Annotated in this window: 17 protein-coding genes and 1 tRNA gene; 9 read left to right on the plus strand and 9 right to left on the minus strand. The window is 50.6% G+C overall.

Annotated features, from left to right (window positions below):
- The first annotated feature begins 106 nt into the window (after positions 1 to 106).
- Genes ACE3MN_RS23590 through ACE3MN_RS23610 form a run of 5 tightly spaced genes read left to right on the plus strand, consistent with a single transcriptional unit; the run spans position 107 to position 4888 of the window.
- Complete coding sequence (locus ACE3MN_RS23590; protein WP_131930825.1) at positions 107 to 1558, plus strand: MFS transporter; 1452 nt, start codon at positions 107 to 109, stop codon at positions 1556 to 1558.
- 52 nt (positions 1559 to 1610) lie between these two features.
- A complete protein-coding gene (locus ACE3MN_RS23595; protein WP_004108723.1) occupies positions 1611 to 2714 on the plus strand; it encodes a mandelate racemase/muconate lactonizing enzyme family protein in 1104 nt (367 codons plus the stop codon).
- 23 nt (positions 2715 to 2737) lie between these two features.
- Positions 2738 to 3565: an SDR family oxidoreductase gene (locus ACE3MN_RS23600; RefSeq protein WP_064411439.1), complete on the plus strand. Its 828-nt coding sequence runs from the start codon at positions 2738 to 2740 to the stop codon at positions 3563 to 3565.
- Positions 3559 to 4470: a dihydrodipicolinate synthase family protein gene (locus ACE3MN_RS23605; protein ID WP_064411438.1), complete on the plus strand. Its 912-nt coding sequence runs from the start codon at positions 3559 to 3561 to the stop codon at positions 4468 to 4470. The genes ACE3MN_RS23600 and ACE3MN_RS23605 overlap by 7 nt, the downstream gene beginning before the upstream one ends.
- Positions 4457 to 4888: a GlcG/HbpS family heme-binding protein gene (locus ACE3MN_RS23610; protein ID WP_064411437.1), complete on the plus strand. Its 432-nt coding sequence runs from the start codon at positions 4457 to 4459 to the stop codon at positions 4886 to 4888. Before ACE3MN_RS23605 ends, ACE3MN_RS23610 begins: the two co-directional genes overlap by 14 nt.
- A gap of 136 nt (positions 4889 to 5024) precedes the next feature.
- On the opposite strand, the gene ACE3MN_RS23615 is transcribed toward ACE3MN_RS23610, so the two are convergent.
- Together ACE3MN_RS23615 and ACE3MN_RS23620 are read right to left on the minus strand one after the other, a co-directional pair.
- Positions 5025 to 6038 carry a LacI family DNA-binding transcriptional regulator gene (locus ACE3MN_RS23615; protein ID WP_004117622.1) on the minus strand — a complete coding sequence of 338 codons (1014 nt, stop codon included), beginning with the start codon at positions 6036 to 6038 and terminating at the stop codon, positions 5025 to 5027.
- Between the two features lie 209 nt (positions 6039 to 6247).
- The gene (locus ACE3MN_RS23620; protein ID WP_375364190.1) at positions 6248 to 7279 is read right to left on the minus strand and encodes a DUF1176 domain-containing protein; all 1032 of its coding nucleotides are present in this window, start codon (positions 7277 to 7279) and stop codon (positions 6248 to 6250) included.
- A 478-nt stretch (positions 7280 to 7757) separates the two neighbouring features.
- Between ACE3MN_RS23620 and ACE3MN_RS23625 the strand changes: the two genes are divergently transcribed.
- The 4 genes from ACE3MN_RS23625 (at position 7758) to ACE3MN_RS23640 (ending at position 10231) form a co-directional block, all read left to right on the plus strand.
- The gene (locus ACE3MN_RS23625; protein WP_375364393.1) at positions 7758 to 8159 is read left to right on the plus strand and encodes a DNA/RNA non-specific endonuclease; all 402 of its coding nucleotides are present in this window, start codon (positions 7758 to 7760) and stop codon (positions 8157 to 8159) included.
- A gap of 289 nt (positions 8160 to 8448) precedes the next feature.
- Positions 8449 to 8772 carry an endoribonuclease SymE gene (gene symE, locus ACE3MN_RS23630; protein WP_375364191.1) on the plus strand — a complete coding sequence of 108 codons (324 nt, stop codon included), beginning with the start codon at positions 8449 to 8451 and terminating at the stop codon, positions 8770 to 8772.
- Positions 8773 to 8918: 146 nt separating this feature from the next.
- The gene (locus ACE3MN_RS23635; RefSeq protein ID WP_375364192.1) at positions 8919 to 9353 is read left to right on the plus strand and encodes a VOC family protein; all 435 of its coding nucleotides are present in this window, start codon (positions 8919 to 8921) and stop codon (positions 9351 to 9353) included.
- 164 nt (positions 9354 to 9517) lie between these two features.
- Positions 9518 to 10231, plus strand: a complete 714-nt coding sequence (locus tag ACE3MN_RS23640) for a hypothetical protein (protein WP_375364193.1) — start codon at positions 9518 to 9520, stop codon at positions 10229 to 10231.
- Between the two features lie 717 nt (positions 10232 to 10948).
- Here the strand turns inward: ACE3MN_RS23640 and ACE3MN_RS23645 are convergent.
- The 7 genes from ACE3MN_RS23645 to ACE3MN_RS23675 all read right to left on the minus strand — a co-directional run bounded on the left by ACE3MN_RS23645 (position 10949) and on the right by ACE3MN_RS23675 (position 21697).
- Positions 10949 to 11764, minus strand: coding sequence for a hypothetical protein (locus ACE3MN_RS23645; protein WP_271443780.1), 816 nt, complete (start codon positions 11762 to 11764; stop codon positions 10949 to 10951).
- A 2-nt stretch (positions 11765 to 11766) separates the two neighbouring features.
- The gene (locus tag ACE3MN_RS23650; RefSeq protein ID WP_271443779.1) at positions 11767 to 13572 is read right to left on the minus strand and encodes an AAA family ATPase; all 1806 of its coding nucleotides are present in this window, start codon (positions 13570 to 13572) and stop codon (positions 11767 to 11769) included.
- 14 nt (positions 13573 to 13586) lie between these two features.
- The gene (locus ACE3MN_RS23655; protein WP_271443778.1) at positions 13587 to 15575 is read right to left on the minus strand and encodes a restriction endonuclease subunit S; all 1989 of its coding nucleotides are present in this window, start codon (positions 15573 to 15575) and stop codon (positions 13587 to 13589) included.
- Positions 15572 to 17350 (minus strand): N-6 DNA methylase, encoded by a 1779-nt coding sequence (locus tag ACE3MN_RS23660; RefSeq protein WP_271443777.1) that lies wholly within the window; start codon positions 17348 to 17350, stop codon positions 15572 to 15574. The genes ACE3MN_RS23655 and ACE3MN_RS23660 overlap by 4 nt, the downstream gene beginning before the upstream one ends.
- 31 nt (positions 17351 to 17381) lie before the next feature.
- On the minus strand, positions 17382 to 19787 hold the full coding sequence (gene hsdR / locus ACE3MN_RS23665) for an EcoAI/FtnUII family type I restriction enzme subunit R (protein WP_375364194.1): 2406 nt from the start codon (positions 19785 to 19787) through the stop codon (positions 17382 to 17384).
- A 346-nt stretch (positions 19788 to 20133) separates the two neighbouring features.
- On the minus strand, positions 20134 to 21414 hold the full coding sequence (locus tag ACE3MN_RS23670; protein ID WP_375364195.1) for a tyrosine-type recombinase/integrase: 1281 nt from the start codon (positions 21412 to 21414) through the stop codon (positions 20134 to 20136).
- Positions 21415 to 21612: 198 nt separating this feature from the next.
- Positions 21613 to 21697: transfer RNA gene (locus ACE3MN_RS23675), tRNA-Leu, on the minus strand.
- Between the last annotated feature and the right edge of the window lie 123 nt (positions 21698 to 21820).

A 21820-nucleotide genomic window follows, 5' to 3' on the forward strand; every position in this document is an offset into this window, starting at 1 on the left:
TCCTGACAAACATCCGCTGCATTCGTCTCTTTATCGTCCATAAAGAGCGGATCAACGCGCATCTGTCCGGGCGGGCCCTCCGCCTGCCCGGATAAGAGAGGATTATATGTATCAGCAGCAACATATTGAATTTATTATCCAGAAGGCAAAGAAACGGCTCGATCAGCAGGAGGCCCCCGGCTGCACCAAAGCGGGATGGCTAATGATCACCGCATTATTAATTGAGTCATGGGATATTTATTCCATGGCGTTTATTTTATTCGCCCTGAAAGATATTTATGAGCCCAGCAGCTGGCTGCTCGGTTTTACCGCCGCCGGCACCCAGCTTGGCGCGGTGGTCGGCGCGCTGCTCGGCGGCTGGCTGACCGATAAGCTCGGACGGCGTAAAATTTTCCTCTGGTCGATGATCCTGTTCGCGATCTTCGCCGTTCTTCAGGGCCTGGCGCCCAATATGTACTGGCTGGCGATTATTCGCTGCCTCGCCGGGATCCCGGTGGGCGCGGACGTGGCTAACGGCTTTACCTACATTATGGAGGTGATGCCGAAGGGCAAGCGCGAAGTGATGGCCAACCGCTGGCAGTTTATGTTCGCGCTGGGGATTATCGCCGCCATTCTGCTGGTCACCACGCTGGTGGCGCTTGATGTTCACCCGGATATGATCTGGCGCATCGTGCTGTCGGTCCCGGCGATCCCGGCCTGCCTGCTGCTGTTTATGCGTCGGGAGCTGCCGGAGACGCCGGCGTGGTTCGTCGAACGCGGCCGCTTTATCGAAGCGAAAAAAGCCTCCCGTGACTATTACGGCGAACAGGATGGCCGTCTACTGGACGACATTCTGCCCAATGAAAACGTCACCATCGCCGACCCGACGCTCAAAGAGACGCTGCACGATCTGTTCCGCCGTCCCTTTACCCGCCGCACCACCCTGTTCGGCTGGTTCTCCTGCGCCGTGCAGTCGTTTGAAAACTACGCCTTCTCCTTCTTCCTGCCGCTGATCCTCGTCACCATCGGGATTTCCGGGCAGATCCAGAATAACCTCGCCCTGCTGGCGGTGAACTGTATCGCCGCGCTCTCGGCGTTTGTCGGCCCGCTGCTGTTGCCGAAGCTCGGGCATAAGGGGCTGAGCAAATACGGCTTCCTGCTGGTCACCATCGGCATCTCAATTTCGGCGTGGGGCGTCTACAGCAGCAGCTTCGCATTTATCATCTTCGGCGCGGCGCTGATGCTGTGGGGCCACTACTGGGATTCCGAAAGCGGCATGACGGTGATCTCGCTGGTGGCAAAACCGCGCTATCGCGGCGTGGCTTCCGGCATCGGCTACACCATCGTCAAGGTCACCGCCTTCGTTACCACCCTGGTCTTCCCGGCCCTGTTTGAAGCGGTCGGCGTACCCGTCGCCTCGATGATTATCGCTATCGCGCCGTTCTGCGCCTTCCTCGCCTCCATTTTCCTGCTACCGGAAGTATTCGGCCATGCGGTGGGCGACGAAAACGATCGAGAACATGACGCCAGCCCGGCAATCGCCCTGGAGGGGCATGAATCCCCGGCCTCCAAACATTAACCGCCCGGGCCGCAGAGGCGGCCCCCGCTGAACCCATAAAGGAAGGAATCAGATGAACAGCACAAAAATGCCCGTGATTGAAAATATCGAACTGATGACCGCCCGCGTTCCGCTGCCGGAAGGCCCGTGGGGAGATCAAATTCACCACGTCACCGATATCGAAGTGGCGATTGTTGACGTCTACGGTTCTAACGGCCACGTCGGCACCGGCTTTAGCCACACTTCCGGCTGGTGCGGGAAAACCATCTCTGCGCTGATTGCCGAGATTATCCCTGACGTTATTGGCCAGCCGCTCTCCCCGCGCGGCCTGTGGCATCGCTCGTATAAACACGTACACGACGTCGGCGGCGCGGGCGTCACTACCCATGCCCTGGCGGCACTGGATATCGCCTACTGGGATCTGTTAGGCAAAACCCTCAACGCGCCGATCATCGACATTCTTGGCCGCGTACGCGATCGCGTTCCGCTGTACGGCAGCGGCATCAACCTGCATCTGTCCATTGAGGAAGTGATCGACCAGGTCAAGCGCTGGAAAAGCACCGGCTATCTGGCGGCGAAAGTAAAAGTGGGCAAACCGACGCTGGAAGAGGACGTGGAGCGGCTGCGTAAGATTCAGGAAGCAGTGCCGGGCTTCCCGCTGGCGGTGGACGCCAACCAGGGCTGGAACTTCCCGCAGGCGCTGCGCGCGTTCAAGCTGTTCGAACCGCTTAACCTGCTGTGGATTGAGGAGCCACTGCCCTCCGACGATATCGCCGGCCACCTGCGGCTGCGCGAACGCAGCGCCACGCCCATCGCGCTGGGAGAAAACGTCTATAACTTAAATCAGTTTACGCAGTACATCGAGAGCGGCAGCGCGGATTACATCCAGGCAGATCTCGGCCGCGTCGGCGGGATCACCGGCTATCTGGATATCGCCGCCGTCGCCCGCGCGCACAACCTGCCGATGACGCCGCATTTTGTCATGGAACTCAGCGCCAGCCTGCTGGCGACGGTGCCGAATATCTCATACGCCGAGATGACCGACGGCGGGCGCTGGAAAGATCTGCGCATCATCGCCGAAGCGGGCGAAGAGGTGGACGGCTACTACGTGCCGAGCGAACGGCCGGGCCATGGCATTATTCTCGATCGTGATTACCTCGCAACCCACAAAATCTAACCACGCAGTGAGGGGAAAGGACAATGGAAGACACGTTATTCTCGGTTAAAGGCAAGGTCATCATCGTGACCGGCGGCCTGGGACAGCTGGGGGCGCAGTACGTGAAGACGTTACACGACCGCGGCGCGAAGGTGGCGGCGCTGGCCACCCGCGTCGATGCCGCGCGCGTCGACCGCGTGCTGGGGGCGATTAAGGACTCCGACCGCCTGCTGTGCGCGGAAGTGAATATTACCGATAAAGCCAGCATTAACCGGGTGCTGGATAGCATTGAAGCGAAGTGGGGCGTGCCGGATGGCCTGGTTAACAACGCGGGCGTCGACACCCAGCCCAGCGCGCCGCCGGAAGTCTCCGGGCCGTTTGAGGAGTTCCCGGAAGAGGTGTTCCGCGAGGTGGTAGAAGTGAATCTGGTCGGCACCTTCCTGATGACCCAGCAGGTCGGCAAGCGCATGAAGCAGGCCGGCAAAGGCGGCTCGATCATCAACGTCGGTTCGATCTACGGCGTGGTCTCTCCGGTGCAGGATATCTACAGCTATAAAAAAGAGGACACCGGCGTTCCGTTCGTCAAACCGGTGGCCTATTCGGCGGCAAAGTCCGGGCTGTATAACTTTACCCGCTACTGCGCCACCTACTGGGGGCGCGACGGCATTCGCGTCAATACCCTGACCCTCTCCGGCGTCGAGCGTAGCGATCAGGACCCGCGCTTTCAGAAAAACTACACCAGCCGAATCCCCATCGGGCGGATGGCGAAAGCCCACGAGTACAACGGCGCGGTGGTGTTTTTGCTCTCCGACGCCTCGGTCTATATGACCGGTTCCAACGTGGTGGTGGATGGAGGCTGGACCGCATGGTAAGCGATAAATGGCAGGTTTTTCGCGGCATTATCTCCGCCGTGGTGACGCCGATGCACGCCGATGAGACGGTGAACTACGCGGCGCTGGACGCTCTCGCCCGCGCCCAGCTGACGCGCGGGGTTGAGGGCTTTTACTGCTGCGGCTCCTCCGGGGAGGGGCCGTTGCTGCGTTTCGATGAGCGCAGGCAGGTGCTGGCGACGCTGGTGCAGTCGGCGGGCGGTCGCGTGCCGGTGATCGCTCACGTCGGGACGCCGCGCACCCGGGATGCCGTCGAGCTGGCGAAGCACGCCGAGCAGGACGGCGCCAGCGCGGTGTCGCTGGTGCCGCCCTACTACTACAAATATAGCCGCGAGGAGATTATCGCCTACTACCGTCGAGTGCTGGACGCCATTTCGATTCCGGTGATTTTGTATAACATTCCGCAGTTTACCGGCGTCGAGCTGGACGCCCAGAGCGCCGACGCGCTGCTCGGCGATGAACAGGTTCTGGGGGTGAAGCATACTTCGCATAACCTCTATTCGCTGGAACGAATGATCGCCCGCTACCCGGAGAAAGTCTTTTTTAACGGTTTCGATGAGATCTTCCTTTCCAGCCTCGCGGCGGGCGCGACGGCCACGGTTGGCACCACGGTTAACCTGCAGCCGGAGCTGTTTCTCGCCCTGCGCAGCGCCTTTCAACAGGGCGACATCGCCCGGGCGCAGCGCCTGCAGCAGCAGATCAACGAGGTGGTGGACCAGCTGGTCGCGCGCGGCGTGTTCCAGTCGGCGAAGTATCTTGCCGCGAAAGAGACCGTCGATACTGGCCCCACCCGCGAGCCGTTTGTGGCGCTGACGGCGGTGCAGAAAGGCGAGCTGGATGACCTCTATCTGCGCTTACGGGGGTATATCGCCGATGCCGGACAATGACGCGCTCTGTCCCCAGGTCCGCCTGAACGATAGCGCCGTGTGCCAGCAGGTCTCGCGGTTTTTACAGGAGACGGAAAGCGATGCGCGAACCCGGGGGCTGGCAGTGGCGGTTGTCGGGACTGAGGGCGAGCTCATCGCCTTTGGCGCGCACGCTTGCTGCCCGCCGCTACCGCGCCAGCTGGCGCAGCGCAAGGCCTGGAGCGCCCTGCGCTTTCGCCGTCCGACGGCAACGCTGGCGCAAGAGGTCAGCTCCGGTACCCTGCAGCTGGCGGTATTTAACGACCCGCAGCTGCTGGCGATGCCGGGCGGCGAGCCGGTGATAGTTGAAGGGCTGGCTATTGGCGGCATCGGGATCAGCGGCCTGCCACCGGAGCTGGACGCCGGGCTGGCGGCGCGGTTTGTTCAGCGATTGACTTGATGAAGGATCGTTAAGGGTTCCCGGATTGCGGCGCCCGCGCCTTATCCGGGCTACCAGCGCGCGCAGGATGCGGTATCTGTAGCCCCGGCCAGCATAGCGCAGCCGGGGATTGACGTGTTCACACAAGCCGTGTCATTTACTGGCTCCGCTGCTTCTCCACCGACAGCGGGCGGTGAATCAGGGTCATCGGCACGGTGATCTTCACATCGGCATTTTCGCCCTGCAGCTTCTGCTGCATCAGATGAAACGCGTGCTGCGCCCAGGCGTCCTCATCCTGGCGCATCGACCACACCGCGTTCGGCAGAAATCCCAGCATCTGATGTTCATCGAAGGTGCCGATGGGAATATCCGACGGAATAAAGCCGTAAGTTTCCCGCAGCGCGCTCAGCGTCCCTTCCAGAATGGGCAGAGAGGAGGCGATAAACGCCTTCGGCGGCTCGCGGTGCTGACGGAGAAAATCGAGCATCAGCTGTTTGCCCTCTTCCTGACGGTTATGGCTGGCGGACAATATCCACTCCTTGCCCGCGGGCAGTTCGCTCAGGTAGCCCTGCAGACGACGCTGGATCGACGGCTGCTGGGTATCCCCGGCGATAAAAAAAATCGGCGAGACGTCCACCGCCTGGGTCATCGCCTGCACCAGCTTTTTGCTGCCGTTGTAGTTATCGCTCACCACCAGCGACACGTCGCTCTCGCCAAAATCGCGGTCGAGCAGCACCAGCGGCCGCTTGCGCGCCACCTTCTGATGATGCAGCTGCGTTTCCCGGGTAGAGGGCACCACGAAGAGCCCGTCAACGTTGCGCGCCAGCAGTCCTTCAACCAGACTGTTTTCATGCTCGCTGTCGCTGTAGGTGCAGGCAATCATTAGCTGATACCCCGCCTGACGGCAGCAGGCTTCGAGCTTTTCCGCCAGGGTGGAGAAAAACAGGTTGGATAAACGCGGGATCACCAGCCCTAAGGTCTCGGTTTTATTGAGCTTCAGGCTGCGGGCGATATGGTTAACGACCAGCCCGTTCTCGGCGATGTAATCATTAATACGCTGCTGCGTTTTGGCGCTGATGCGATACTGCTCAGCTTTGCCACCCAGCACCAGGCGCACGGTGGTAATCGAGATTTCCAGCGCCCTGGCGACTTGCTCAACGGTTTTGGCCATAAACTCATTTTCCATAACGAACAGAACGGCTTAATCATAAACTAATTCGAGTTAGCAATACATTAGCCGCGCTGTTATTTTGAACAAGGCGTCAGTTTTCTGACGCCACTGGCGCTGTCGATCGCGATCCCGCTACGCGGACGATCGTTAAGATCCTCCCTGTCCTCTCTGTCGGCGTGTGTGCCGGGAGAGATTCTGGCCGCGCTATTTCACTTTGCCGGTTTAACCTCGGTCACCCAGGTGGGGAGATCCCACGTCCCGCCGAGGCGAAGATAGCGGCACATCCCGGTGGTCGCTTCACGGCTTTTGCGGAACGTTGCGCCATCCCAGAGCCAGCTCGCCGTCCCCCAGCAATCGCCGAGCCCTCGCCCTTTCTGGCTCATAAAAATCTCGCCGTCGCCATACTCAGAACCGGAAACCGTAATAAGCGTTGGATTACCCTCAAGTTTGCTATCCACAACCCAATAGCCATATCCCTCGTTATAGGCCGCCCGCCAGCACAAGGCCGAAATCAGGGAGTGCGCGTTATCCAGCGGCTGCAAACTGATAGATTCAGCCTCCTCCCCCTCCTCCGGCTGAAGGCGATCGCACCAATCATCGCTCTTTAGCGTGGCCAGAAGCTTCGGCCTGAGCACCGCCAGCTCAGGCGCGGTTAACGCTCTCTCCTGCGCCTTCTCAGGCATGACCCGGTGAATGACCGGGGCAGGAATCGCCGCCCGGACGCTGCTTTCCGGCCTGTCGCCTTTTTTGGTCAACGCGCCCGGCGTGCCGATTCGCCCCTGAACATCGTCCATTTTCAGCAGTACCGCGTAAGCGCCTTCGTCGGAAAGCACAAACGGCGCCTCCGCGCCTGTAAATTCGACCTTCCCGCTGCCTTTGATGGCGTTAACGATCGCCCGGGCCTGTTTCTCCGACAGCGGCCAGCTCTCTTTTGCGGGCTTCACATCGCCTGCCGGCTGGCCATTGATCCACAGCGTCAGTTTGCCCGGCAGAACGTCGCTGTCGGTCACCTCCGCCAGCATCAGCTCTCCCGAGACGGCGGTGCCCGCTCCGGCCTGGCGGGTCAGCAGCACCGAACCTCCGCTTCCTTCTTCAGCGCTGTATCCCGCCGCCCGGCAGGTCAGCGTGTTATCACACACCACTTCCCAGTCTTTGTGGCTGAATGAAACGCCTGCTTTCACCAGCGCGGGGAGACTAAGTACGGCCAGTGCCAGCACGCCTCTCCAGAGTTCCTTTTTCATACCTTCTCTCCTTAATCGGTCATTCGTATAGTCTGAGTAATCCACCTCGCCGAGAGAAGCGTTTTCCCCTGCCGGTACAATTTTTCAGACAACCGCATGAACGCATGACCGCTTGACGCTTTGTTGGGCATTCTCACATCTGTGCAGCGCAAAGAAAATAACGAACAGAGCGTCATGTGCTCTCATTCACTATCATCTCAAACATCAAAAAATATCATCCGGCGTGATGTTAAATCACCTTGTGATATTTCACGCGGCTGCGAACGGCTAACTCATTTTATTCTCTCACTTCATCTGTGCGATTCATATGTGAATAACGCGCCTGTTACTCAGGGCGTTTTTTCTTTTTATGCATCGATTTCATCTTCTCTGTGACGTCATCAACAACATGAAGCTATTCAGAATATTCAGCGTATTGCCGTCGTTATTTTTTGCCGCCGCGTGTGCTGCCGGGTTATCCCACGTAGATAGTTGTGAAGTGGGCTGCCCGTCCGGTGGAAGCGACCAGACGCTGGTTCGCAAAGCCTATACGCTCAACAACAACAGCCACCGCAAATTCGCCAATTGGGTGGCGTATAAAATCACCAAAGCCAGCCTGGCCAGCGGGCGTTCGCGCAGCTGGAAGCGCGATCCGGATTTACCCGCTACGGATACCCTTGCCCCCGCGGCATATAAAGGGGCCAGCGCAGCATTGGCGGTCGATCGCGGGCATCAGGCGACGCCAAAAAGCGCCAGTTTTTATGATTATCAAGTGACGGTGGAGCAGATTGAGCGGCGGACTCATCCGGCGCTCTCGTTCTGGTCCGCCCTACCGGCAGGTATCGCCCGCCGCCTGAAGTCCCGAAAGGGTACGCTGGCAAAAGAGATGGGGTGCCCGTAATTGGACATGGCATTCTGTTGCGCGCATTATCTCGCTTTTATTTTTTTTAATCTGCTGTGCGGTTATTTCAGCAATATCAGGAAAGACATTTTCCACAGGCGCGAATTAATAGCACCATGCATTCTGTTAATTCTTAATTGATGGTTAAAGGCGTTAATTATGTCCGATTAAACTCTGGACTTTATTTTTATTACTGGTTAGGTTTACAGGTGTTATTTAGCGCGGTGCGAATGTGTTGGCGCACACCCGCACCGCTGATCACAATTACTATTTCGCGAGAATAGCAACCATGACTAATGCTGATTGTATTGTAGATTCGTTTGATCCAGAAGTGTCGCCGAAAAATAAGCGTCAGTTGACGGTGAGTTATGTGAGGCGTTTGCCAGATCGTCGTCTTGTTCCGGCGCTGATCATGAAGGGCGAGTGGCTGGCGGCGGCAGGGTTTTCGACCGGCACCCGGGTGGAGGTGCGGGTGATGGAGGGCTGTATTGTGCTGACGGCGGTTGAGCCGGAACCGGAGCTGGAAGCCGCGATGCGCAGGGTGGAGAAGCTGTCGGCCAGGAAGCAGAAGCAGGTCAGAGAGTTTATCGGGGTGATTGAGGGACGGGGTTGAGGGGTCAGGATTGCGGTGACAGACAGGATTTTAATGTCATGCTCTATATCGCCACTCCGGACCTGTACTTATCCATCAAATCCGTACAATGTTCCTTTTAGATAACGGATAAGCACCTGTTAATACGACTGAATGAGGAAACCATCATGGAGACTTACCGATTATATCGCGGCAGGCTTATCGACCATATCCAGCTTGTGGTAAATGATTTCGAGGCCAGCAAAGCGTTTTATACAGCCGTGCTGGCGGTCCTTGAGATCCCTGTCGTGAATACCTACGACGATTATTTTTGGGCTGATGAGCTTGTTGTTTCATCCATTAATAGCCCCGGTTCCGCAGGTAAGCCGACAGGACGGCATCACCTGGCTTTCCAGGCCAGAGATCGTGAGACGGTGGATGCTTTTTACCAGGCAGCGCTGGCACACGGCGGCAGTGATAACGGCGCACCCGGTGAGCGAACTTATCACCCGGGATACTACGCGGCCTTTTTACTCGATCCCGATGGTAACAATATCGAAGCGGTTTACCATGGCGAGGGGGAACGCAGTGCGGCATCGGTGGAGATTGGCTTCAGTCTTTAAGTATAACGGCCTCCGGGCAGGGCCGTATTGGGCGGTTGGCATTAAATCAGACCAGGAGCCAGCCCATGAATTAGCCATATCGAAGCCCTCATAATAATGAGGGCTACATAAAATAAATTCAGTGCTGTAAATTCATTGCGTATTCATTTTATAAAGGAATAACGATGGGAGCCATTAACGAGATAGATATTGCAAAGCTGGTTTTGCTACCCGCGATTTTATATGTGGCTAAAAAGATCATCGACTGGGCGGGAAAAGTGATGTCCAGCCCGCCAGCAAAGCGAAAAATTCGCTTCGAAAAGGTACCTATTGAAACGAAAATAGAGGTGCTGAATAAAATCGCTGAGATAGCGAACGCTGAAATACCCGACACTAAACTCTCGAGGACGCATCAGACGGTACAAATGAAATTTTTGTATGAGCAGATCGGGATAACTCTTCCTGTCTGGCACGCCCATCAGCTGATCGCGTTTATCGCTGATAAAAATATCGGCTCATATGATGTACGATTGATGAGTTTCCTTAAAAACCCATCCTTATATCGTTGTGAAGAAAATCATTTTTCTGTAGATGCTAAAAAAATTAAAAATTTTCACATCGTTAGCGGGGTTTTCTGGCTAATTTCAATCGTCATTTTTGCCTGCGCCTGGTGGACGACAATACAATCGTTACTGGCCAGCGGGGGCGTAAATTCGGTTATCGCATTTTCACTGTTTTACTTTATTTCCGCTATTGTGGTCACTGGCTTTATCTTGAGCCAGGTTGGAGAAACCTGGCAAAGCGCCAGATTCGCCAGGCTGTTTGAAAGGTGGTGTGAGGATGAAGCGGGGGTGGAAAGTGGGGAGGGTCCTGCGTTAACAGATCTTACTCAGCAATAGCGGGCACCTCAGTAGACCGGTGCTGTTTTTCGGGAGGAGATCAATTTGGCCGAGATCTCAAAAAATGCATGGAACTAAAACGGGTCTATTTACAACACCTGTCGCATTCCGCATTGTCAGAAAGGGAATATCTGCTGCTCACGAAAATGATTTAGTTCTGAAAATAGTTATAAACTAATACATAACTGTGCATTGATTACATTGCTGTAGCAACTGAAGCTGGTAGTTCTGAGGCTTACTTTTACGAAGGTGAAAGTACGAGGAAATGAAATGATTACAAAAGTGAAGGAGACTAAAATCTGATACAATGAGATTGACATGCGGTAATAACCAGTAACTACCTGATTAGGTCAAAATTCATACACAAAAAGTGCTGGTTACTGATTCACATCTAGCGGCCAGGTCAGAATAATTTACAGACTCGAAATTCACTTGTTAAGCTTTCAACAAGGTATGCCACAGATTACCTTGCCTATAATACTTTTTGCACGAGTGTGCTCAACCGATTGAACTCCACTTTGCTCTAGAACCGCATGGTGATACTAAAATTATGTAATGTGTATAGGCTTAATTATGAAACTACGCTAATTTTGCATTTCACTATATAACATTTTTGTAGGCATTTTTATTAATCGCAAATAACCGCTTGATACTATATCAAGCAATTGCATACTCAACTTATGATTCAAGCGACAAGACACCTTTACCCCTGAACCTTTAGCGTTCAAATACTGCTGCTATTACTGCTTCTGGGGCTTGCTTACGAATACATGCTTCAGCAACCGATGAGAACTCCTGATCGTACCTAACTTTTTCTTTTAAGCGTGCAATCGACATTTCTTTCATCATCCAAACTAGTGCTTGCGCTCCATGTGCTTTAGCACCCCGATAATCTTCAATAGCTGATAGGCACTCATCCCACTTTTTTCCGCGTTTTTGGTTGAGCCGATCAATTCTATTCAGCCCAAGAATTTCGATTGTTTTCTCTGCTTTGAATTTTTCAAATTCATCAATGCCGCCTGCTAATACAGCAATACAACCATCATCATCTCGATCATATGAAATTAACCGAGTCTGATCCGTTAATGGATCAATTAACACAGCTCCTTCCAGTTTTAGTTGCATTTCTAAGCAATGCACTGGCGCGCGGTGCTCCCCATCCATTATTGGAAATTGATCACTTTTCTTGGTGTTTATCAAATGCCCAGCGATCACGTAATTTTTCCAGTTAAAGGTAAGCCACCAATAACCATCTTCATAACTCCCATCTAGATTTTTTACACGACCCTTTGGACGGAAATGATCAACGTGAATCGGTGAAATTGATTCCTCTGCTTCGGTATACCAACATTTGTTAGCAAATTGGCCCATAAGCCAATCGCGTATACGAGCATCACGCCAGAAGCCGTCATATTTATCGAGTATTAATTGTCTAGCCGCTTCATCAGCGGCAGCTTTTAATGACGCAGTAATAGCATCAGCCTCGGCAACCCAGTCAGCTGGTGGTGTACCCTTAATAATTACTTTGCGCATGCTTACCTCTTCAACCTTTCAGCCAGCTCTTGAGCAAGTGATGACAAGTCATCCATTCGTTGAGCCTTTACTAACTGTTCCATGATTTTCTCAGCAACGGCATTTTGTTCTTTAAGTTCATCATCACTAAGCAACTCGTCAAGTGGCTTTCTCCTAACCTTGTACATCTGCTCAATAAAAAGCTGATACATTGGGTCGCGATATTCTCTTGAAAAACCTAAGTCATCCAAGCGAACTACTAAATGGTCCAGCTCTTGCTGCTCGTTTTGATTCAAGCCTTCATGTTTACGCTTGGCTAGCAGATCGTTGCGACGTTGAAGAGTATTTAAAGTGTGATGGTCTAGTGTAGAAGGTAAACCAAACATTTCGCTTTTTAGTAAGCCAGAAACTCCCATACCTTGGGGATGCTCGTCAGGTTGTTCGACCAAAGTTCTACCATCAATATTACGAATAATGTGGACCTGTTCTTTTCTGAGTGAACCGATCATCATTGGGTCGTGAGTGGTGATCAATATTTGCGATTCACCTTGTGCAACAGAACCCTTTTCGGAACTTAATACACTCTCAATGTCCTCGAAGTACCGTAATTTCCAGAGGGGATTCAGGTGTGTATCGGGTTCATCCAACAAAAAGAGACAATGGTCATCGCGTGTGATACGCATTAGCCCCAATACGGTAAGCATTTGCAACTCACCCTCAGAAAGGTTAGTAAAACTTACCTTACCGCCGTGTTCATCACTTTTCTTGACCACTATACGTACTTCTTCGATCAAATCACCGATATAAGCTCCTTCAGCGTAGCGGAAGAAGCTATCAGGTCCGCCTACCAACTCTCCTAATTGTTTGAGTTTTTCTTTATTCGGCACAAATAAATACAACTGTCGTTGTTTTTCTGTGCGACCACGAAAATCAATTTGCTTACTAGCCTCTTGTTCAATAGGAGCCCAAGCCACTTGCCAGAGTTTGTCTAGGAACTCACTCACTACGTTGCCGCGCGCATACCAGAAGCGAGGATCTCCTTCATTAAGTTCCGTCTCATCGAATTTACTATTACGACGTTTTTCACGCAGCCGGTGAGGCTCTTTCAAAACAAATATCGCTGATTCTAATGATTCGATATGCAGGTTTTTCAATACCTTTTGAAATATCGGATCATCAGATAGCAAGCATGCCAACAGTACCAATTGGCTATGGCCACCACGACAGTAGAAAAGGCGACGCAGACGATCATCTCCAGCTTGCTTTAAACGTAAATCTCGGCGACGTTTAGCTTCTTCCAGTGCACGAATGTCAGCATCGCTGGCGCTAAAATTCTCCAGCAATCGTTCGGAGAGTACTTCATCAGTAGTTATTTCCTGACGCAATGTAAAACGTCGCTGGTGCTCTTGGAACAATTGCTCTATGCGCTCATTACGACCGGAGTAATAAGCAAAAATATGTGACGGCAATAGTTCACGGTTTCTCAGTAAATAGCCTTGGGATTCACTTATTTCATTAACCCACACATAGGGGCGTTTTTGTTTAGCGGTGTCTGCGTGGATGCGCACAACCTGGCCACGAATTTCGTATTCCAGTGCGTAATCAAAACCAGCATCGCGATCAAGATCGACGTCGCGAAACAAGGTAATTAACGCTTCGATAAAATTTGACTTACCCATGCCATTCTGACCAATCAGAGCATGACTGCGAATGTGTTTAAGTTCGGCGTCAGAGGCTCCCCCCTCCATAGGGTCTAACTTTGAGGCAAAGTTCACTTCTAGATTGCGGAGGTTGCGAAACTGTGGAATAGATATATATCGAAGTTGCATGCAAATTCCCTTTTCTATTTTTCCAACATTTCAGCAGGCTTGGGCTCTTGTAACCAGCCTTGAGCTACTTCAGATTTCAATTGTGCATAGAAAACATCGATTTCACTTCCAAAACGCTGCCATAAATCCTTTGCACTCATCTCACCATTGTGGCGGGCAAGTATGGTGGCCAGTGGTGCCAGGGATTTGACGTCAGGTGTTGTATTCAAGCGTATAGGAGCTAAAAGTTCAGTTATTGGAGCTTTCAAAGGTTCCTCTTCTTGTTCGACGGCAATGCCGGTAAGGGTGGAAACAACGCTTGTAGCAAGATTGGCTGCTATGCATTGCTTCTGAGAAAGCTGATCCGCGTAACGGTCACATATACGGAAAAAATCATCAATAATGGAAACAATCCGGTCTTGTTCAGACTTTGGTGGAACAGGGACAACCAAATCTTCAACACCTCCGACCCGAAGATGCTTAACGGTCATGCCTATAGCTGATTCGATCATCCGAGATTGAAAACTAGGGCTTTGCATGACATAAAGCAGAAAACGATTGTTGAATAAATCATGATATAGGCGAACTAGCATCGAACGCTGTCCGAGGCAAACCTTCTCTCCTTCTGGCACAATGGCGGCTTCTCCCATAGGAGCTTCTCGAGTTAAAAAAATGTCACCACTCTTGGGCGGCATCCGCCTTGACCAGTAATTATAGGTTTCCACAGAAATCTTTCTTGTCTTGGTCAGATCCATGATGCCATTGCGTATGTCAGTTGTGCGAATGAGGTGAATGCCGTCACTGACATATGGTGCCGTTTTGTTGTGGCAATCAACCACTGCCTGCGATACCTGCAGTAAGGATGCCCATTCCCAATGCTTCGGTATGACATCTTCAGGTATGGAGATCCGCTGGATACGCAACTTTTTCAGCATTGCCAAAGCTTCTTTTTGCTCTTGCCCATCCGACAAGTTCGCCCACTCGGTACGTTTAGCCGCAATGCTTTCAAGCAAATCGGCACCGGTTGAAACATTATTATGATCAATGTTCAACAATTCACCGGAAACAGCCAAGTCGAGAATCAACCCCTTAAATGCAACGATATCCTCCGGCATATGAAACATCCGCGCGAAGTTTTTGTCCAGGCGCGACCAAGCGGTTTGTAGTTCGTGTGGACTAGTCGCGCTGGTAACAGCTCGCAATGTGGACTGCCGAAGAGCATTTTGCAGAGTACGGCGAGTTCGCTGTTGTGCTTCCAGCTTGTCACATAAGGCCATTAGTTCATCGACTTTGGCGACAATGCGGGCTTGTTCAGTCGTTGGTGGCAATGGCATGGCGCAAAGTGCGAAGTAATCTGTTGGTAAGCGTTTTTGCCCTGCGGTACCAGTCATGCTGGCCTCGCCCTTTGCCCGAAACAATGGCGAACGTATGAACAGGTACACGTAACTTGGATTTATACATTCACTAATTGGGCGAAAAACATGGAATTCAGTCGAACCTGCACCTAACCCATATTTAAGGCCACTAACAACAGCTGATTTACCGTTTTCAAAACATGGCGTGATTTTGGCGAGTAAGACGTCGCCATTGGCGAAATGGGTATAGCCTTTGTTGATTTCAGACCAAGGCTTTACTTCCCCAACAATTCTCTTCGAGTGTGTTTCAGACACGCCCGCCATGGGAACGAATGTCGCCATAGAAGCGGCTTCAGCTTGATTACGAGGGTTGATTTCACCAAGATCAAGCAATCTACTCCAGCGCCAATTAGATGGAATCTGAATAGTTGGAGGAACAAGGGGAGCTGATTCCAATTTTAGAGTGCGCTTATATTTCTTTTCGCTGATACGCTGCTGGCGGATACGAGCAACATTTTCAAGAACAACATCTGCGTTACCATCTTTCTCTGTCTGAGGAATCAGTCTACCAGTTACGGCAAATTGATAAATCAACTCTCTCAATCGTGCCACGCCCTCTGGCGCATTAGCGATATGACCAAACTCAGCCAAAAACTGTTGTGCATTCATTTGGCATTCTCATCAGAAAAGTGGTGAGCAAGTGCTGCTGCTAGCTCACTCTTAAGCTGATTTTCTGTTTCTTCAATTTCGCCTAACAGCTTTTTGTACTTAATCAAAAGTTCGTCAGGGTCAAGGTTTTCCTCCTCTGGAGCATTGGGATTTTTCAGATCAAGATTAAAAATTGGCCAATAGAGGCGATCACCACTCGCTTGGGCATCACGTGCTTTTAAGCGGAGGCCCTCGCTTTCGTTGCGCAAAATTTCAATATCGTCCTCAACAATTTGTCGCTGAGCCTTATCGTTGATTCCTTTAATGGATTCCCGCAGATCGCGGATACGGTTATCCAACCTACTGGCCTGATTACCCAGTTCTTCGGCATGCTGCCAGTGAGGTTTTGCGGCTGCTTCTGCTTGCTCACGCTTACTCTTGAAATCTATTTTCCAAGCGAATTCGTTTTCGACTCGGTCAGCAAAATCGTTATCTTCGCTTCCCCACCATTCTTGTTCAGGTTTAAATTCTTCTAAACGAATTGGCTTGGTTTTACTGTAACTTTTGTACCCCGGTGGGTACGGGTGTTCGTAAAACCAGATAGTATCGGTATGAAAGTGCTCGCTACCATCAGCAACTGTAACGCCCTTGGTAAAGAAAAGTAAGTTGGTTTTGATAGTGGTATAAGGTGCAAACACCCCTTTAGGCAAACGGACAATGGTATGTAGTTTGCAGTCACGCAACAGCATTTTTTTTAGTGTGCCTTTAATGCCGTCACCAAACAAAAAACCATCAGGAAGAACTACAGCAGCGCGACCATTTTCCTTAAGTAACTTTTTAATAATCAGCGCCATGAACATATCGGCGGTCTCACGGGTTTTGAGGTCCGTGGGGTAGTCACTACCCACACCGTCATCTTCATAGCCACCAAAAGGCGGATTGGTAATTATACAATCAACCTTCTGACTGGCGCTCCAATCGTTCCAACCAATACCTAACGTATTTTTATGCTCAATTTGACTAGGTACATCAATACCATGCAACAACATATTAGTAGTGCAAAGGAGGTGTGGCAGTTGTTTTTTTTCAATACCCCGAATTAACTCTTCGATGGCACGCTTATCCTCACTACTTGATCGAGTAGTTAGCTGGTTTCGGAAGTGGTCTATGGCTGCGGTTAAGAAACCACCAGTACCACATGCTGGGTCCATTACCATTTCACGCTTGTCCAAGCGAGGAGCTACCCGATCAACCATAAAGGCTGTTATGGCTCGTGGAGTGTAGAATTCTCCTGCATTACCTGCACCACGTAAATCATTGAGTAATTGTTCATAAACATCCCCAATATTGGCGCGGGTTTTAAAGTCATGGAAGTTTATGGCGTCTTCGAGCTTCTCGATCACGGCCAGCATCTGTGGGCCGGATTTCATGTAGTTATTAGCATCCTCAAAAACACTGCGGATTACTTTATGCTGAGGACTTTTATTAGCATCAATGTTTTTAAGGGCCGGGAAAAGCTCGTTGTTGACGAAGCTAATCAATTCGCTACCAACAATTTGCGGTTTCTTTTTCCCATCGGCACCGCCTACATAAGCAGCCCAGTTACGCCAGCGGTACTCCGCAGGTAGAGGTGACTTATAAGCAGGATCATCATCCGCCCACTCCTCCTCACGCTGATCGAACACCTTGAGGAACAACATCCATGTGAGTTGCCCAAGACGCTGCGCATCGCCATCTACACCGTCGTCCTTGCGCATAATGTCTTGAATGGATTTGATTGTACTACTTAGATTCATCTTACTATTCGCTTATTGATGACTTGCTTAATCAAGCCTGTTTTTGTTCGGAGATATCGTAGAGTGCTTGTTCCAGCTCTTGTACTGCTTGAACGTACTGCTCTAGGCTACCAAAAATGCCCCGACGGATTTGAGTTTTGCTACCAAATTGGTCAAAAGGGGGCAACTCCAGCACTTTGGCATCTTCTATATCTTGCACGCCATGATCTGCAAATTTTTCAAGTAATGCCTCAAGCACAGCCTTAGCCTGTTCGCCGTACTTACCGAAAACGTCGCGTTTTTTCACGTTGTTCGCTCGTTCACGACGTGTTATCGGCTTTTGGTCGAAAGCGACGTAAGCAACTAAATCAAAAACATCTAATTCGCTGCCATTAGCGACAGACTGTTGCAGTATTTCCAACGGAACGCCACGTTTGGATAATTCCTCTATCACAGCTTCTTTACGCTCTGCCTTACTCCAGCGGCGCAGAAAATCGTGCAGGTCACTGAATTCCTCTTGCAGAGCTTTCTTTATGTCCTTTTTTAGTAGCATACGGAAGTCTTCAGTAATGAGCTTACCGTCAACGTCGAGATACTGTGAACGTTCTACTGCTAAATGGACATCGACATCATCAATTACATACCTAACTTGGGCAAAACTACTACTAGCCGTCTTACCATCTCTGTAGCCAAGATCATAGGGAGGTGTTTCAGGTTCGTCTAGAGGTGAAATGACATCTGGTGGTAACACGGGCTCATCTGGACGGGGTTCGTAGATAATTACAGGTTCGCCATCAAAATCTGGATCAGCAAACAGTCGTGTTGCACCTTTAAAATCCATGATGGTGAAGTACAATTTTTGGTAGTCTTCACGCAAGCGAGTGCCACGACCAATGATCTGTTTGAACTCTGTCATCGAGTTAATGTTTTGATCCAAAACAATTAGCTTACAGGTTTTAGCATCCACACCAGTAGTCAGCAGCTTTGAAGTAGTGGCAATAACTGGGTAAGGTTCATCATTGTCGATGAAGTACGAGAGCTGTGCTTTTCCTTCGTTATCGTCTCCGGTAATGCGCATAACGTAACGGCGATTGTTCGCTGCAGCAGGGATAAGTCTTACTAATTCTTGGCGCATCCTTTCGGCGTGATCTTGGTCGTCACAAAAAACAATGGTTTTGGCCATCGGGTCTGTAGCCTGAAGATATTCCCATATCTTTTTGGCTACTAGAATTGTACGATTCTCTAGAACTAAATTGCGATCAAAGTCTTTTGTGTTGTATTGCCGTTGCTCAACCGCTTGTCCAAGCTTATCGATTTTTCCCTTCTCCGGTATGTAACCAACAGCATCAACATCTGTTGCAATACGGATTACCTTATATGGGGCAAGAAAGCCGTCTTCAATACCCTGTTTAAGTGAATAGGTATAAATTGGATCTCCGAAGTAGTTGATATTACTTATTTCTTTTGTCTCCTTCGGAGTAGCTGTCAGACCAAGATGGGTGGCACTATTAAAATATTCGAGAACATCGCGCCATGCGGAGTCTTCTGCTGCACTTCCTCGATGGCATTCATCAATAACCACCAAGTCAAAGAAATCCGCTGGGAATTGCCGATATATTTGTTTCCACTCCTCTTTCCCCGTCACTGCTTGATAAAGAGCGAGGTATATTTCGTAGTTCTTTTTCACTTCACGGTTGGTGACTTTGTGCATGGCTTCACCGAAAGGGGCAAAATCTTGCTGCATAGTTTGATCGACTAAGATGTTGCGGTCGGCCAAGAATAGAATGCGTTTTTTGGATTTTGCCTTCCACAAACGCCAGATAATCTGAAACGCAGTGTAAGTTTTCCCAGTGCCGGTAGCCATGACCAGCAACACTCGATCTTTCCCCGTTGCTATGGCTTCAATGGAACGGTTAATAGCTACTCGCTGATAGTAACGAGGTTCTCGTCCACTACCATCAGTATAAAACGGTTGTTCAATCAGTTTGACAACTTCAGGCGCCACTAATCCCTTCCATTGCTGATACAACGGCCATAAATCAGCTAAGGTAGGAAATTGGTTAAGTTGAAGGTTTCGTTCGACAGGCTGAGAAAGTCCTGTACGATCGTGAAGAAGGAATCCAGCACCATTGCTACTAATAGCAAAGGGGGCATCTAACATCTCAGCATAAACTAAAGCTTGTTGCATTCCGTGACCAACAGAAAACTTTGCCTGTTTTGCTTCTACCACTGCAATCGGAACATTAGGCTTTGCATAGAGCACATAATCGGCGCGTTTAGGCCCCCCCCTAACTTGAGGATTTACGATTCGAGACGCCATTTTTCCACGAACCATAACTCGCCCATCAGTAAGGATTACCTCCTCACGGAATTGATGCTGCTGCCATCCAGACTGTTGAATAGCTGGAGTAATGAATTTCGTGCAGATATCACGCTCGCTGAGCTGATGTTTATCCATTTCAGTTTGCTCTCCCAAATCTGGGTTTATGTGCTTTAGGTGAGATAAACAAACTCCAAACATTCAAATTTGACGTTTTTTTGCTGTAGACAATCTTGCAAAAAAGCATTCATTCCTCAATCCCTTCATGGTCAGAGTTGCACAAGAGGTAACGCCATTTTATCATCAAGGCGGGATGTACTCGCCTTCTCTAAGTCGACTGGCCGTCATCAGGTTAACAACGTTCCCCTAGTGCGTTAGTTGGATGTTTGACTAAACACAAAATTAAAAAAGATATCTATATGATCATGCTTTCAGATACCCCTTTTTGCTGTATTTTTCTGTTAGGTTGCTTGATTACGATTTTTTATCGATGCTTACTTCTTTGTATTGGATTGTTTGGCTTCGCATATTCAAACGGATTTATGGTCGCTAACTTGTTTGCATTCAGATAATCAGCCCACCACTGCAGCATCAGCCTCCTCTCTCCCAAATGCTCCGCCTTATGGATGTAGGCCGCACGTACAGAGCTACGCTCCTGATGGCTCATCTGCCTTTCTACCGCATCCCTCGACCACAATCCTGATTCAATAAGTGAACTACAGGCCATCGTCCTGAAACCATGCCCACAGACTTCCGTTTTGGTGTCATAGCCCATAACTCGCAAAGCCTTGTTCACCGTGTTCTCACTCATAGGCTTACGCGGATCGTGATCGCCAACGAAGATCAGCTCTCGGTTCCCATTCATGCTTTTGATCTTTTCCAGAATAGCTAAGGCTTGCCGCGACAAAGGAACAAGATGAGGAGTCCGCATCTTTGAACCACGCTGAGAATGTTTAACACCTTCCAGCGGTTCACGTTCACCTGGAATCGTCCACATGGCAGTATCAAAATCTACTTCTGACCAGCGAGCAAAACGCAGCTCGCTTGAACGGATGAAAACCAACAAAGTGAGTTCAACCGCCAGTCGGGTTAACAGTCTTCCAGAATAATGATCAATGCGATGAAGTAATTCAGGTATACGGTTAAGCTCCAAAGCCGCACGATGCTGCCGTTTAGCTGTGGCGACCGCTCCAGCGATCTCTTGTGCGGGGTTGTAATCGATTAAACCACTTTGTACAGCAAACCTCATAATCGCGGTAGTACGCTGCTGTAAACGGGCGGCAACTTCGAGCCGCCCGGATGACTCGACGGCTTTGATGGGTACAAGCAGATCCCGTGTCTTCAATTCAGCAATATTCCGATTACCGATGGCAGCAAAGAGATTATCTTCGAGGCTTTTCAATACACGAGCGCTATGCGATGCCGACCACTTCTGATTGCTGGCGTGCCACTCTCTGGCTACCACTTCAAACGTTATCGCCTCTTGCTCCTGCTCTACCTTAACGGCTTTCTTGTTCTCACTGGGATCGATGCTGTTTGCTAACAGCTTACGGGCTTCATCCCGGCGTGCCCTGGCATCCGCCAGCGAAACTTCAGGATATTTTCCCAATGCCAGCATTTTCTCTTTACCACTAAAGCGATAACGAAGTCGCCAGTATTTTGAACCGTTAGGGTGAACCAGCAAAACCATGCCTTCACCGTCAGTTAGTTTGTAGGCTTTTGCTTCAGGCTTAGCCGAACGAACCTTCACATCACTCAGAGCCATGATGAGTATCCTTTCAAGGGTTCTGTGCGGGTACAAACATTATCGAACCGGGAAATACCCGCAGTTGTACCCGCATCAGTAAGTTGATGTAGATTGAATCAGGTTGACTTAGGTTGAGTGAAAAAGCGAGGAAAGCCTTGCGGATACTGGATTTCAGGCGCAAAAAAAGACGTCCGTTGACGTCTATTGATGTTCCGATGGTGCCGAAGGCCGGACTCGAACCGGCACGTATTTCTACGGTTGATTTTGAATCAACTGCGTCTACCGATTTCGCCACTCCGGCACGGAAAGGATACGGAAAACGTTCTGGATTATACCTGTCACTGGCTGCCGCGCAAGCGGCAGAGTGCGATCGCCACGCTAAGTGTTGAAAAAAACAGCGCAAGCCGCATTTCGGCCAACATTC

This window comes from Klebsiella grimontii (assembly GCF_042137965.1).
In the GTDB taxonomy this organism is placed as follows: Bacteria; Pseudomonadota; Gammaproteobacteria; order Enterobacterales; family Enterobacteriaceae; genus Klebsiella; species Klebsiella grimontii.